Genomic DNA, 14,839 nt, shown 5'->3' with positions numbered 1-14,839 from the left:
TACTACCTCTAAGCTATCTGCATTTTAGCTATTTCATTTATATATAGGATAACCTGATATCTTTCAGCTTTCGCATTTATCATACCAAGAAAATCACTTAATGTTTGCAAATCTTTGATAATTGATTCTTTAATAACGGGTTTAGCCTTGTTATGTGAAAGATTGTTCCTGACATTAAACATTTGTCTCGAAATGGTTTCATCTGTTTTTGTCAAGAAATTATCACTTCGTAATAATTCCCAATTATTTACAGTGATACGAATTAGTGCTGCCAAATCAAAATCATGTAAATCTTGATAGTATATTGCTCTTTCAGCTTGTTCATACGATATCTTTTTTATTACAAAATTTTGCCACCAATTATTGTAATATGAAAGATTCCTAGTCAACCAATCTGCGAGTTTATTAGCAGTTATAAACTCAAAGGCTTTACATTTTGCAAGAATATCTGCAGAAACGCTACTTGAAAAAGTGATTTGTTTATTTTTATAATTACTTAATTCAGCTATTAGTTTTTTATTTTCATTAGCTTTTCTCGTTAATTCTTCATTGACATCATTTAACTTTTTTTCTGATAGGGATAATTCATTTTTTATCGTTTCAATTTGATCGTTCATCATAGCTCGCTGTTGCCGAACAACAGCGAGTTCCTCTTCAATTCTCTTTTTTTCATTTGAACCTTCTATAGCATTTGTTAATTTATCACCTAATACATTGATTTCTGTATCTTTATCTTTCAAGGTAGACTCATATTCTAAAATATCAACGCTATATTTTTTTATTCTATCTTCAAGAATAGTATTCAGTTGAAGAGCTTCACTTAATGATCTATTCTTATCCTCAAGTTCTTCATTTTTTTCATCAAGTTCCTCTTGAATCATATTCAATCTATCAAGTAAATCTTGATAACTTCTATTTATAGAATCATATTTCGACTCTTTGCCAATCGATAATTCTTCCTCGATTTCATTCGAACTTGGAACTATTCCAGAAAGAACAGCTTTTTCAAAATCACTCCATTCATTTGTTTGTAATAATCCATAATCTGAAGCTGCTGCTTTCAGTGGTGCCAATTCTATCTGGTAAACCCTATGAGTAGATATATAATCAACTGCGAGTACAAGAAAATCTTTAAAAATTTTTGTTTTTCGCTTTTCAGAGTTAGAAACAGTATTATCTGTGTGATGTAAGTTTTCAAGAAATACATGGGGTTCTTTCAGATTTTCTTCTATTGCGGCTGTATGATTCTGAGCATTAACATAATCATAATAAACCCATGCAGGAACTACATCAGACAGATTTATTATTGAAGATAATATATCAACTGTTTTTACGTAATCCTTTAATATTAAATATATGCTTGCTAAAATTTTATGAGCTCCAATAAAACAACTCTTATCAGAATCAATAGTTAGACCATATTCAAAAGCACTATTCAACATCCCAATTAATAAATCAGGATTAAAATTATCATTATCGTAAACCGTAAGACATTTTACACCCCAATAATAATCATCCCAAGAAGTACTAAAAGAGCCAAATTCAAATTCTTCTCTTAAATATCGTATCTCTTCCTCTGATGGATCTGAATTATATAATTCCTCAAATCTACTCATTCCCCAAAAATACCTTTCAGTGTCTCGTAAAGTGCTTTTGCTTCCTCTTCAGTTAGAGTGATACCCTTTCCCATCTTTTCATGAGTTGGATCCCAATCGCGAAGGTCATACTTTGCAGGTCCATCATTCCATGATACTTTGTTTAATTCTTTTGTCCATCCTTTAGAACTCTCTGCAAGTACACCTAATTCCTCAACAATTGTAAATTTTATTTCCGCCATATCTTCTCCCTTATAAAAAAAAACTAATAAACACACAATTCTTACTTGTATGGTGTAGGTTTTAGCACAACAAATTGGCTAAAATTTGCCATCTTAATTATGATTACCAATTATTAAATATAATTGGCCTATAAATCATTAAAACTATAGCGAAATAGCTGGATTTTTCATCCTCAGCATTGTGCATGTAAACATTTATAAACAGTTACAATAGTAACATATAATTTACAGTTCGATTATACTGTCTATTCTTTCCATTATTTTAACAGTTTCTTGAACAGTATTTATTATTTTATTTATACACACAATATCACTTGATTTTAGAGGTTTATTCTTTCTGTCCTTTAACCACTTTTGAATTGGTTTATATCCACCTATTTCATATTCATATACTCCATCCCATTTAACAGGTATTGTATAGTTTTTGTTTAAAACAATACAATAATCTTTCTTCTCAAATGAAAATGTGCTTAGATTTTGTATAATGATATCATCATGGGAATTATCATGATAAAAATTATCTGGCAAATGAATATTAATTAATTTTTCACCTAATTCAACCATCTCAAAAAAATACTCTGCAGTTTTAGGTAATGGAATAATAGGAAAATCATATTTCAAATAATCATTATATTCCTCTCTAAATTTGTTAGAGTATAGAGTCGCATATACGTATGAAATCAATTGTTCTCCGGAAAATCCATCATCTTTATTCACATTTAGTTTTAATCCCAAAGATTTTTCAAATCTAGATATTTCATCGTTGTTAAAATTATAGCTTTTATCTTCATTATCAAATAAATATAGAGGAAATATATATGTTCCTCCACGATTACTATACAAAGTTCTTTCATCTATAGGTAAATTTGATATTAAAGCATGATTGTATACTGTATCTTGAAAAAATTGTTTCATCATACATAAACATAAATTATCTTTATGTCCTACAACATGCTTCATCACTACTTCTCGAGATCTTCCAATGAAGCCTCCTGATTTTCCAGTATAAACTGTATACCTTACATCAAATGGTCGATAATAATATGGTGTGTAACAGAATTTTTTAGTATTTATCTCTTCTTTAGCTTTATTAAAATTCCATCCACTTGAATCCTTTTTTTCAGGATAGATCTCCCTAAGTTCATTTATCGGTTTATTGATGAAATTCTCAATCACACCTTTAACTTCATCCACTGACATTCCGACAGATAAAGAATCACACTTTGTCTGTATCCCTGAATTATATAATTTGAATAGCTTATCTACTCTTACTCCATTGATATATTGATTCTGCTTAACTGTATTAAAAGGAACGAAAAGTGCCTTATCTTTATCTGGCCTTAATACATTCCACTCAATATTATCTATTTTTGATGATGAAAGAAAACTATATTTATAATCTCTGGTTCCCATCAAATCAAAATGTTTTACTTGGGTTACATGTTTCTTTTTGTTTTTTATAAATAAACAAATTGCTACTCCCTGTGTGATATCAAAAACATTCTCATCCCTATCCCCATTAGGAGTTTTTTCGTGTTTCATCACGTTTCCATGTAAATCAATAATGTATATATCAGAGAATGTATTTAACAAACTTTTTCTAATTTGCCTATGAGTCACTCCATCAATAAATGAATTATTTGTTATAAACCCTATAACAGCCACATCTGCTTTATCTGCTGTAATTTGAGCAAAACGAAGGAATTTTATATAATCATCATCGAGATTTAGTTTTTTTTCAGTTAATCCATCTTTATATGGCTGAATCAGATTTAGAATCCACTCATTTCTGTTTGTTGAGCTAACATTGTATGGTGGATTTCCAATAATTATATTAATCCCATTATTTTTCTTTATTGCATTTGCTTCAATAGATTCTGTAGCTAATGGATCATCAAACAAGGTTATCTGCGATTCAGAATGTCCAGGTTCTTCAAGTGTATTTGTAAGATAAACTTTCAAACGTTCTCTACTATCAAAATCGTAACCTGTATCTTTCAACACCATGGCCAATTTCATGTGAGCAACTGCATAAGGAGCCATCATCAACTCAAAACCATTCAGACGCGGCAAAAGATGTTTCGGAACATACTCATTCCAAGCAATTTTCATTTCCGAATCGCTAAGACCCTTATTATTATCTTTAAAATCCTCATATATCTGTATAATAGTCTGTCGAAGGAAAGTCCCTGTTCCTGTTGCCGGATCAAGTATCTGTATTGCAGGAACTTCCTTGGTATCTTCAACCTGCGTACGGTAAAAACCATCTATACGTTTCTTGCTATCACGCATATATTTAATCTTTTTTATCTCTGTCGATGCAAGACCATCCTTCAGATCAAATTCGGTCTTTATGATAGAATCCACTGCACGCACAATAAAATTAACTACAGGTTGTGGAGTATAATAAACCCCCCTTTGTACTTTCTGTTCTTTGTCATAAGCAGTTAGAAATTCCTCATAGAAATGTATAACCGGATCTTCACGGCCTCCACCAGTCTGCCTATTGAAATCCTGAATAATTGCATCTGTTTTTGTATGGAGGAGTAGATCTACCACATTATCGATTTCTAGCTCGTCATAAGACAGCTTATTATTATTCTGTGATCCTAAGCACTCTTTCATGAGCCTTTTCAAGAAAGGATTTGTATTAGGAATGCATTCTACTGCTTCAGCCGCACTAAAATTATCTTGAGATTTATCCATGCAACGGGCAGAAAACAAACCATATACAACTGTTTGTGCGTACATATCAGCAAATTGAGTCTCAGTCATATCATGAATCAGCGTTTCTTTGAATTTTTGATACAGCTGATGAACATATCCTTTTTCCGTCTCAACTTCTAGGGTTTTCAGTATTCGATCTCGTATACCTCTTGCTTCTACTGCCAACTGGATTGTAAGAGTCGAAGCGTCATGAATGGTCTGTCTGTAACCTGTTGTAAATGTCTTTGCCCAATCATCATGCCATTTTTGTGTATCATATACGTTCAAAGGCCATTCCAAATTTTTCAGCTTCAGTTCAAATTTCTGAATTTGCATTGGATCTTCTATCGCTGGAGCACAATATATCATCTTAATCTGTGGAAGACCTATTTCCTTATCCTCAAAATGTGCAATACCTATGGTACGATTATTATCTTCTCCCCAGAAGCAGATGAATAACAAATCTTTTTGATCCCATACTGCGTGATCAGCAGAATTTCTTTTCTTAGGAATCAGTCCAGACAAAACCTTTCTTAGGGCAGTTATCTCAAACTTCTTGCTATCAAATTCTACAGAGAAGATACCCCATTTCTGCCCTTCTACTAAAGGTGGAAGCTGACGAAGGGATTTAATTTTGGCAAATGCCTCTTCCTTTAGTCCTAAATCCTCCGCTTCAAAATCATAAGAAATGTCCTCAATATCCTCAAATTCGTCCTGGTCAATGTTCCAATTGAGCACCTCTACAAAATAGGTGATCAGCCTGTTCATCGTACCTATATTTCTAATATCATTGTTCATTTTACGACCTCTATTATCTAATCTGCATCCATGTCACTAGGCGTGGTTTCACTCCTAGTGGTGCCTGCACAGCTCTCATGTAAGACTTCTTTATATAGCTCTCTAACTTTTTACGAACATCCGTGAATTCTTCCTCTGTGGTATCAAACTTGCGTACTTCATCTGGCTCACACTGAATAGATTTCCATATTTCATACACCTGAGTGTAAATATCACCTGTTGTAGAATCCACCATATACCAGCGATACAGACCGTCTCCATCCGACCAAGATCCGTCTACTCGTTTAGTAGGAAGCTCATAGCAGAAGAAGTATCCTGACTTTGTAGATATACCTTTACCACTATAAAGCTTCTTTGGAAGTGTCTGAATTGTCTCTTCATATCCTGGATTTGCAGCAAGAAGATCCTGATATGCAAGTGCCATTTCTTCATCATTGGATGTTTTTCCTTCGTACTGTGAGTTAAACTCTTTCAGCGCTTCATAATCGTCCTCAGGTGTAAGTAATTTCTTGCCTTCGATTCCAAATGTCTTAGATATACGAAGGGTCTTTTGAGAAACTGTCCTATATAATGATAATAGCTGCTCCAATTCAGTTGGAGGTAAGAAATTCCAGTAAAAGGCTTTCTCACGGTCTTCTGCATATTCCGGATGATCATGCAAAAGCCTTTCTTCAACTTCTGCATTTCGTCTTCTATCCACACGACCGATTCTTTGCATCAGCCTTACAGGATTCCAATGAAGTTCATAATTGATCAGGCAGGATGCATCCTGTAAATTCAAACCTTCTGCGAGCACATCTGTTGCAATCAGGATATCGATTTCATCATCAATATCTGCAGATGACTTGTCGTTATAATACGGTGCGAATCTCTGAACCAACTCATGACGGTTTACCTTACTCTGTCCATCCACCTCAGCTAATCCCTTGAAACCACTCTTTTGTAACTCCTTGTATATATATTTTGCAGTTGCACGAAATTCCGAAAAGATAATGACTTTCTTACCTGCTACATGTGGATCTTCCTTCAAAATACGCTCCAGTTCCAGGATCTTGTCATCATTTTCCGGCTTAAAGCACATGATATCCTGAATAAACTCTGCCAGAACTTCCATATCCAGCACTGTATCATCCAGCATTGCACGGATATCAAAATCGTTTACGTCAAGATTTTCTTCCACCTCCCAGACGTAATCCGGTAGATCATCCTCAAGATCCTCAACTGTAGTCATAATATTTTTTTCAATAAAGCTGTCAACAAAATCGCTGATTGCTTCCTGTTTATTCAGGAATCGTTCCAACTGTTTCTGATTTCCCTGCTCCTGGTAATCTACGATAAACTTACGAAGCCTTGCATAGATGCGGATACAGGTCTCCGCAAACGCTTCCACGGAGCTTTCAAATCTCTTCAGCAAAAGCTGGCGAATCAGATTAACCACCTGTTGCTGTCGTCCTGATTTCATCTCATCTATCTTAGACTTATCACCAATATAGTAAGTGTCTTCATATGGAGAATAAACTGCTAATGCAAGAATAGGTAAGTTTTTTCCCGTTTTCTTATCTTTTCTGTAAAATGAATCAACAAAATGATCAATCAGATTTCCATACGACTTTCTCAATGAATAGTTTGCCACAATTGGTGCCTGCCTTATGGAGAATAATACTTTAGCTCCTTCCTCATTGGCCAGACTCTTCTTCACATAAGCACGGCTTCTCTGTACAACCAATTCATTTACCAACGTATCTCCACGGAAAATATCATCAGATATATCTATAGAATCTGATACGTTTGTACCTGTTATACCAGTCAACTTTGATTCCATTTTCTTGAAATGTCCTTGAAGGCTGTGTATTCCAAGAGGAGCAGGTGCAAAATAATCATCCTGCCTATGTGTAAATAGCTCGATTAGATGCTGGAGATCTAAAAAGCTGTTATTGATTGGTGTCGCGGTCAACATAAACATTTGTTTCTGCCTACCTGACGCCATCATATCAAATAGTTTGCGATAGCGATTCGATGATCTGTTACGGAAGTGATGTGCTTCATCAATTACTACAATTTCTGCCTGCTCTGCAATCTGTTGCATCAGGTTCTCGTTCTTTTCTAACAAAAGATCAGTGTGATTTATTATCTTAAAAGGAAAGAAACCTTCCAGAATCTCTGGAATATATTTTTTTATTGTTGTCTCCCATACAGATATTCTTGCTGCTGCAGGAACCATCAGGACAACATTTTTACGTTCTTTCTTTACAAACCTCTCTATTAACATCAGACCAACAAATGTCTTGCCGAGTCCCACACCATCGCAAAGGAAAGCACCTGAATAGTGATTGGCTATTTCTACAAGACTGTTGTATCCGTCCTTTTGATATTGAGAAAGTCCTCTATATACTACAGATTCATGATTCTCCCACTCTGATATAGTTTCTTCTCTACTTTTAAAATATTCATACATGGAACGAAGATAAACATCATATGGGCTATATTCTTTACAGTGATTTTCTATAACTTGAAGAACAGCTTCAGTAATATCTTCAGCCTCATTCCATCGCGCCTCAAACCAGTTTTGAAGCTCTGAAACGTTGTTATTAACCTGTACATTTAATTCCATATTTTTTGTAAGTCCAGCGTGAGTAAAATTACTGGATCCTACCAAGGCATAACCATCTGGAAGATTCATAGATGATATAAATTGTCCTTTATAGTCATCTCTAAAATAAGTTATATATGCTTTAGCATGAAACTTATTCTTGTCAAATACACGGCACTCGATTTTCTTGTTTTTCATTGCATCTAGTATAGCAGGAACACCTATCAAAAACTCATTATGTTCCTGTTCCTGGTCTATACTATTGTTTAGTCTATTTAAAAGAGTTTTCACAACAGAATCGATAACATCCTTGGTACGCTTTGTCATCTCATTTCCTAAAATGATTCTGATTTTATCAAGCTTTTGCCATTCTTTATCAAGAACAAGAAGACCGCCTATTTCAAAATAGCCTGTCGCAATATCCATTTGCTTAGATACAGAACACCATTCAGACAAATATTGTTTTACACTTTGCTCCTCTGATGAATTATCAACTACATATAAATTCTTATGTTCCATAATAATCTCCATTCCACAACCTTTGGCTGGCGGTCACAAATAACGATAAAAAGAATTTTTTATACTGTCACGCTTCATGATTATAATCATGTCCTTCTGTTGGGATAATCTCCATTATGTCACCAATATCACATTGCAATACTTTGCATATCCTCATAATCACTTCCATGGATATTGTTTCTTCTTTTCCCATCTTAGCAAGTGTATTGGAACTCATATTAACGGCATCACGAAGTTTACTTTTACTCATTTTTTTATCAATCAAGATTTTCCATAGCTTGTTGTAACTCACCTTCATATCAGATACCTCTTTGCTAACGCTCACACTATTGAATCTTAAAATATTATAACCTAATAATATCATAGTACGATTATCTTAAGAATAATATCTTGGTATATATGCACTAAAAGTTTCTAAAATGTTATTAGAGATTCAATAATTCAGAGGAATTAAGATTAATATATAATAATTGATTCATCTATTAGTCGAATTATGGATCGCTTGGTTTTCTAGGATTCCAAATAATCGTGGCAAGCAGTGCCCATGTAGTACAAATGGGCTTTAGCTTGTTGAGGGGTAGCCCCCAATCCCCCAGAACTGAACGCCGGGCGTTCAGGCCAACTGCATATTTTGCATCCGTGACTTTCATGGTTTTTTCTGAAATAAAAAAAAACGGGTGAACAGCATCTTATAAATGCTATCCACCCGTAAATTCATCTGGTCTGTTCTTGTATTTTGTTCTTATCTTTCCGGTGTTGTTCCTCGTCTATCTTCAGGAACCTGTCGATATCCTGCTTTGCGATCTTCACATCCATCATTTCCTTCCTTGCCTCCTTATATTCACTGTACACCTTTCGTTTTTCTGCCAGAACTTCCCTGTACTGTTCAGATAGTTCATTGACCTTCGGGAGTTTCTTGCCTCTGTATCTGGTGAAGGCTTCCTTCGCAGCCCTGTGAAGTGTTATCTCTTCCCTGTGTGCCTCAAAAAAATCTTTGTCGTACCTTGAATCAAGGTAAGCATCATAAATCTTCTTTGTCTTTGCGAAGTTTATGATATGCATTTTGAGAGATGCTATATCATTGAGCTTTTCTTCTTTCTCTTTTATTTGACTGGACACATCATTGAATCTTTCTGTAGTCTGGTCTGCCTTTTTTGAAAGTTCCTCATAGTCTCTTATGCCATGCTCTTGTAGGAACAGAAGTGCCTTGGTGATCTGCTTAACATTATATATCTTTGCCCAGCGTTCATATCCCTTACCTTTTCCTTCCTGCATCTTCTTATTGATATCGATGAGAAGGTCAAATCCTCTTGCAGGTGCTCTTCTCTTTTGGGATGACTGTTGACTCTCCTTCCCGGATTGTTTCTGATCTTTGGAATCAGGCTCTTCTTCTCTTAAAATACGTTTCCTTATGTCATCTTCAGTGTAACCTTCTCCAAGAGAAGATAACCTGATGAATCTTTTCTGACCGTTTCCTTTTACAGAAATATGTTTACCATATTTTATTTCATATCCGGATTCCTTTAATCGTCTCAGAAACTCATCAAGGTCCTTTGTATCTTGCCGGAGAAGCTTATCGATATGTTCTCTAAGTTCTTTTCTCAGAGATACCCTGTGGAACGGATTTTTATTATCTCTCTCGGAAGGTTTTCGCGGTTTGATGACAGACAGCGCATGCTCAAGACACACTATATCGCTGACTTTCTGAAGGACCAGAGCTATGAACCATGAATCCCTGAATTTCCTGTCACAGTTAAGATTTGTGGAGTTGAATATGATGTGATTATGAATATGGGCTTTATCAATATGTGTGGCTACTATGAAAGCATGATTTCCTTTGGTGAAGCGCATGGCTGTTTCATAGCCTACGGCATTGGCCTCCTCCGGTGTGATCTCCCCGGGCTTAAAGGACTGTCGTATTTGATAGGCGATGATATCTCCCTTCTGTTTCCGTCCGGTTATCCTGAGGTACTCCTGCTTCGCAAGAAGAAATTCCTGATCCACTGTTTCCTTGTCACAGGCATAGGAAGATATCAGTTCTTCATTCTCTGTCTTTTCACCATTCTTGGCATAGTCAGTTCTTGCTTTGAGACATTGGGCTACAGTCTTTCCCCTGTTCTGGTGCATCGCGATCAGTCTTGTAGTTGCTATCTATCATCACCTCCTCCTGAAAACTGCTCAAAGTAAAAATATGGCGAATATTATTTCTGTCAGCCCCATCATTACTCCTGAAGCTTACTCAGATTCTCAAGTATCTTTCTCATTTCCACCCAGAGAAGCTTCTGCTGATTCTGTAGATCCCGTATATCCTTCTCATAGACAGAACCACATTCATTGGCTTTCCTGGCATATTGGTTCAGATTATTGGAGTTGATGCGAAGGAGACGTATCATCTCCTTCACATCCGAAAGATCCAGTTGGATCAGATACCCATCTATAGCCATCTTACGGAGAAAAGCGCTTTTGTTCTTTATGCCGCATTGTTTCATTTTATCTTCGATGAGTTCAAGTTCCTGCTCTGTGAGTCTTGCTTCAAGACGCTTCGTTTTTCCCATTTTCAGTTCCTGTCCCGGCATAATGATGGTTTCCGGATCTTCTGTGGTTCCCTGCTGAGGGCTTTTATCTTTTCCTCATGCTCCCTGATCTTATCTTTAACTGATTTCTGCTCTTCCTGGAATTTTTCTTCATTATCTTTCTTAGACCCATTGTTAATGATTCCATCGATGGAGTCATAATCATCCTCCAGAGTCATCTCAGCATTTTTCAATGGGTTATCATCCACAGGGCTCTTAGGCGCACAACCATCAGTCATGTCACTGAAACCACTGCAAGGCACTCTTTCTTCAACATAAACGCCATTTATCTCATCCCACCGCCGTATCGTTCTCTTAGCTGCTACTGTGTTCATACTACCTCCCTATCTTTTCTTCTTACCAAAATCCAGAATGAAACCTGCCTGACCATCATCTTTTGTATTTAAGACAAGTGTTGTATCATAGGTCTTTCCGGTCTTTATGGATCTGCATTTCCTGAGTCTGCATTTTCCATCCTTAAGGAGAGACACTGCTATTTCTTTTGTCATCTTCTTTGACAGAGACTCAAGGAACCGATTGTTTCTCCATAATGCAAATCTGCAATCTCTGTTACTGCAGAAGAATCCAGCGGACTTCTCTACCACATCAGATCCGCAGGATGGGCATTTCCCTATAGTTTCATATCCCGGCTTCATGAGGGCTGGGGTATCCTCTACAATCTTATAGGTATCGATAAGACCTGAGATCATCTCCTCTATCCCTTTCATAAATGCCTCTGCATCGAGATTCTGTTTCTCCACTTCCATAAGTTTCTGTTCCCATTCTGCTGTCATTTCCGGTGACTGTATCATTTCCGGCATGACTGTGATAAGGGCAATTCCCTTGTGGGTAGGTACAAGGTATTTTGTTTTTTTATCTCCCTTTCTTTCGATGAACCCCACTCTTACAAGTTTTTCGATGATACCAGCTCTGGTTGCAGGTGTTCCAAGGCCCTTACGCTCTGCTTCATCCGGTGCCTTATCTGCACCTGCACGTTCCATTGCTGAAAGTAGTGCACTTTCGGTGAATCTTTTCTTCGGTGTTGTCATCCCTTCTCTGATTTTCTGACCATCTATATGGATAGCTCTTCCCTCTGAAAGAATTTCCGGAGCTTCTGAAAGGATATCTTTTAATGTTTTTTTGTCGGAAGCATTTGCATCTGCATATTCAACATCCGCTTCATCTTCTGCTTCACTCTCTTCATCCTTTTGTTTTTTCTTTCCAATGATGTATTCCTCTGTCTCTCTCCAACCGGGATCTTTCATAACCTTTGATCTTGTTTCAAATTCATGTTCTCCGCAGGTTACTGTAAGTTCATACTCAGTTACCGTAGCCGGATCTCCCAATGATGAAAGAAGCCTTGCAGCAACAAGTGAAAGAATCCTCTGTTCTCCTGAAGTAAGGTCACCAAAGTCTTCCCGGGAGACATTGTCAGTAGGGATGATTGCATGGTGGTCACTTACCTTGCTGCTGTTAAGAAGCTTGTCCTCATGCGAGGGAGCATCTTTGGTTATTCCGAATTTCTTTTTCATTTCAGAAGCAAGCTTTAAAGTACTGTTGCCCATATCATCTGTGAGATACCGGCTGTCTGTTCTTGGGTAAGTTATGAGCTTTTTCTCATAAAGGCTCTGGGCGTTGTCCAGGGTTTCCTGAGCTGTGAAGCCATAGTACCTGTTCGCATCTCTCTGGAGAGATGTCAGATCATATAAAAGCGGTGGCCTCTCAGATCTATCTGTAGTCTTTATGCTCTTTATGATCGCATTTCCATCTTCCACTGTTTCCGAAAGAATCCTTTCTGCCTCCTGCCGGTCTTTGAATCTTTCACTTACAAGCGGGATGCCTGCCACACTTATCTCGGCATTGTAGAAAGGCTCTGATCTGAAGGCATTGATCTCGGCTTCTCGTCCAACAATCATGCCGAGTGTCGGTGTCATGACTCGTCCTACGTTCAGAGTCTGACCATACAGGGTTGAGAAAAGCCGGGTAGCATTGATACCGACGATCCAGTCGGCACGCTCCCGGCATAATGCTGCTTCATATAAAGCATCGTATTCACTTGATGGTCTCAGATTTCTGAAGCCTTCTTCTATGGCCGAATCTTCCATAGATGATATCCAGAGCCTTTCGAAGGGCTTGCTGCATTTTGCCTGTTCATATACAAGGTGGAAGATAAGTTCTCCTTCACGTCCGGCATCTGTGGCTTCGATAAGACTTATAACATTTTTACGGTTCATCAGATCCTTAAGGATACCGAACTGTTTCTTTGTGCTTTCTGTTACAGCATACCTGAAAGGATCCGGAAAAATAGGAAGGTCTTCCTTTCTCCATTTCTCGTATTTCTGGTCATAATCATGCGGCTGTGCAAGTTCTATGAGGTGCCCGAAGCACCAGCTGACGATATATCCGTTCCCTTCCAGGTAACCGTCTTTTCTTTCTGTGGCTCCTATGACTTTTGATATGGATTCCGCGACAGATGGTTTTTCCGTTACCACAAGCTTCATTATCTTGATTCCTCCCTGTTATTCTTAGCCTTTGATTTTTTCTTTGATACTGCTTTTTCATTTTCTTTCAGTTTTTTACGTATGGATTCTTTACTAGGAACGTCCTTCTCGTTGTCTGCTTTATTCTCTTCATGGCCAAGATCTTCTTTTATTTGTACATCCTGTTTAAGTTCAGAAGTCAGTTTCTTTTCCTCGATCAGTTCCACTGTTTTTTCTTCAATAGCTGATATAAGTTCAGAAGCTGCCGTCCTGATGGTGTTCAGGGATTCTTTAAGTTCCGGCATCTCTTTACCCTGGGACCATCCGGCTACATAGGCAAAGCTGTAATCTGATGTGTCTATGCCAAAATGCTGACAAACGGTATAAGCAACTGATTCCGCTTCAATTTCTTTACTGGATCTCGTTTGCCCGCCATCCTCTCTGTTCTTCTGTACTTCCATATTATGGAGCTTGGCGTGGGCCATCTCATGTATAGCGGTTTTTATGTTCTGAATCTCACTCATTCCTTCCTGAATAGCTATACGTTTTTCAGCAGTATGGAAATACCCTTTTGTCTCTCCCTCTATATCTTCAAAAGCTATAGGCACGGGACTTACCACTCTGATAGCTTCAAAGAGCTTTTCATAGCCGTCTACGCTACCTGCAAGTTCCGAAACTCCCAGAGTCGGAAGCGGTTCACCCTCTGTTTGTGATAGGTCAAAGGTACTCACAGGTTTAAATGCTGTGACATTGATCTCAACAGTCTCCCTTACCGGCTCACCGTCCTTATCGAGTATCTCTTTTCCCTTGTCATCAAGTTTGTTCTGGAGCCGCTCCAGCTTATAGGGTGCCGGAGCAAGTATCCTTATTCCCTTTTCGCCTTTCTTTACATATCGCCCCATCTGTTTCCATCCGGTGTATGACTGGCATAGTGTCGCATCCGGTTTCTGCATCATGATAAGGATGTTATTGTTAATGCTGTAATGCGGGAACTTTGCCATGGTATCCAGGAATTTCTGATACTTCTCACTCTGAAATATCTCAGACACACCTTTTTCCAGGCGGTCTGTGATCTCCTTCATTTCCTGTTTTCGTTCTTCCGCTGCTGTCCTTGGATCAAAATTTGTTTGATGTTCAGCCACTTCACTTTCCTCCCAACTGAATGTGTCAATGTCATGTGCTATCTCTATCTCCGGAACTTTCAAAACATCTTTTTCATGAAAAGAAAAATAGCGGTCATTAGTTCCGACAATGATGTGGTCTAGGATAGGAATCCCAATAATCTGGCAGGCTCTCATCATCATTTCCGTAACTTCAACATCTTTTCTGCTTGGCA

10 protein-coding genes are annotated in these 14,839 nt (G+C 37.5%); all 10 read right to left on the bottom strand.

The window, feature by feature from the left end; all coding sequences use genetic code 11:
• Positions 1-8: 8 nt before the first annotated feature.
• Positions 9-1,616 carry a Swt1 family HEPN domain-containing protein gene (locus T515_RS12560; RefSeq protein ID WP_036611754.1) on the bottom strand — a complete coding sequence of 536 codons (1,608 nt, stop codon included), beginning with the start codon at positions 1,614-1,616 and terminating at the stop codon, positions 9-11.
• The gene (locus T515_RS12555; RefSeq protein ID WP_036611751.1) at positions 1,613-1,837 is read right to left on the bottom strand and encodes a YdbC family protein; all 225 of its coding nucleotides are present in this window, start codon (positions 1,835-1,837) and stop codon (positions 1,613-1,615) included. Before T515_RS12555 ends, T515_RS12560 begins: the two co-directional genes overlap by 4 nt.
• Positions 1,838-2,062: 225 nt before the next feature.
• Complete coding sequence (locus T515_RS12550; RefSeq protein ID WP_036611748.1) at positions 2,063-5,341, bottom strand: type ISP restriction/modification enzyme; 3,279 nt, start codon at positions 5,339-5,341, stop codon at positions 2,063-2,065.
• A 13-nt stretch (positions 5,342-5,354) separates the two neighbouring features.
• Positions 5,355-8,450, bottom strand: coding sequence for a helicase-related protein (locus tag T515_RS12545; protein ID WP_036611745.1), 3,096 nt, complete (start codon positions 8,448-8,450; stop codon positions 5,355-5,357).
• Positions 8,451-8,517: 67 nt separating this feature from the next.
• Positions 8,518-8,748, bottom strand: a complete 231-nt coding sequence (locus tag T515_RS12540; RefSeq protein ID WP_036611742.1) for a helix-turn-helix domain-containing protein — start codon at positions 8,746-8,748, stop codon at positions 8,518-8,520.
• Positions 8,749-9,164: 416 nt separating this feature from the next.
• Entirely contained in the window at positions 9,165-10,577 is a 1,413-nt protein-coding gene (locus tag T515_RS12535) for a relaxase/mobilization nuclease domain-containing protein (RefSeq protein WP_330372672.1), read from the bottom strand.
• 95 nt (positions 10,578-10,672) lie between these two features.
• Positions 10,673-11,005, bottom strand: a complete 333-nt coding sequence (locus tag T515_RS12530; protein WP_242839378.1) for a plasmid mobilization protein — start codon at positions 11,003-11,005, stop codon at positions 10,673-10,675.
• Between the two features lie 2 nt (positions 11,006-11,007).
• Entirely contained in the window at positions 11,008-11,358 is a 351-nt protein-coding gene (locus tag T515_RS17670; protein ID WP_036611737.1) for a DUF4316 domain-containing protein, read from the bottom strand.
• Between the two features lie 9 nt (positions 11,359-11,367).
• On the bottom strand, positions 11,368-13,524 hold the full coding sequence (locus T515_RS12520; protein ID WP_036611732.1) for a DNA topoisomerase 3: 2,157 nt from the start codon (positions 13,522-13,524) through the stop codon (positions 11,368-11,370).
• Positions 13,524-14,839, bottom strand: a 1,316-nt coding sequence (locus tag T515_RS12515) for an ArdC-like ssDNA-binding domain-containing protein (protein WP_242839377.1), incomplete at its 5' end; no start/stop codon positions are given. The genes T515_RS12515 and T515_RS12520, both read right to left, overlap by 1 nt.

It is taken from the genome of Oribacterium sp. P6A1, assembly GCF_000702885.1.
Taxonomy (GTDB): domain Bacteria; phylum Bacillota; class Clostridia; order Lachnospirales; family Lachnospiraceae; genus Oribacterium.
The sequence above is the reverse complement of the archived record's forward strand: the minus strand, read 5'-3'. Positions and strand labels throughout refer to the sequence as shown.

Coding starts and splice junctions, on each gene's coding strand:
- T515_RS12560 (WP_036611754.1), bottom strand. CDS start 1,616: ATGAGTAGATTTGAGGAATTATATAATTCAGATCCATCAGAGGAAGAG.
- T515_RS12555 (WP_036611751.1), bottom strand. CDS start 1,837: ATGGCGGAAATAAAATTTACAATTGTTGAGGAATTAGGTGTACTTGCA.
- T515_RS12550 (WP_036611748.1), bottom strand. CDS start 5,341: ATGAACAATGATATTAGAAATATAGGTACGATGAACAGGCTGATCACC.
- T515_RS12545 (WP_036611745.1), bottom strand. CDS start 8,450: ATGGAACATAAGAATTTATATGTAGTTGATAATTCATCAGAGGAGCAA.
- T515_RS12540 (WP_036611742.1), bottom strand. CDS start 8,748: ATGAAGGTGAGTTACAACAAGCTATGGAAAATCTTGATTGATAAAAAA.
- T515_RS12535 (WP_330372672.1), bottom strand. CDS start 10,577: ATGCACCAGAACAGGGGAAAGACTGTAGCCCAATGTCTCAAAGCAAGA.
- T515_RS12530 (WP_242839378.1), bottom strand. CDS start 11,005: ATGGGAAAAACGAAGCGTCTTGAAGCAAGACTCACAGAGCAGGAACTT.
- T515_RS17670 (WP_036611737.1), bottom strand. CDS start 11,358: ATGAACACAGTAGCAGCTAAGAGAACGATACGGCGGTGGGATGAGATA.
- T515_RS12520 (WP_036611732.1), bottom strand. CDS start 13,524: ATGAAGCTTGTGGTAACGGAAAAACCATCTGTCGCGGAATCCATATCA.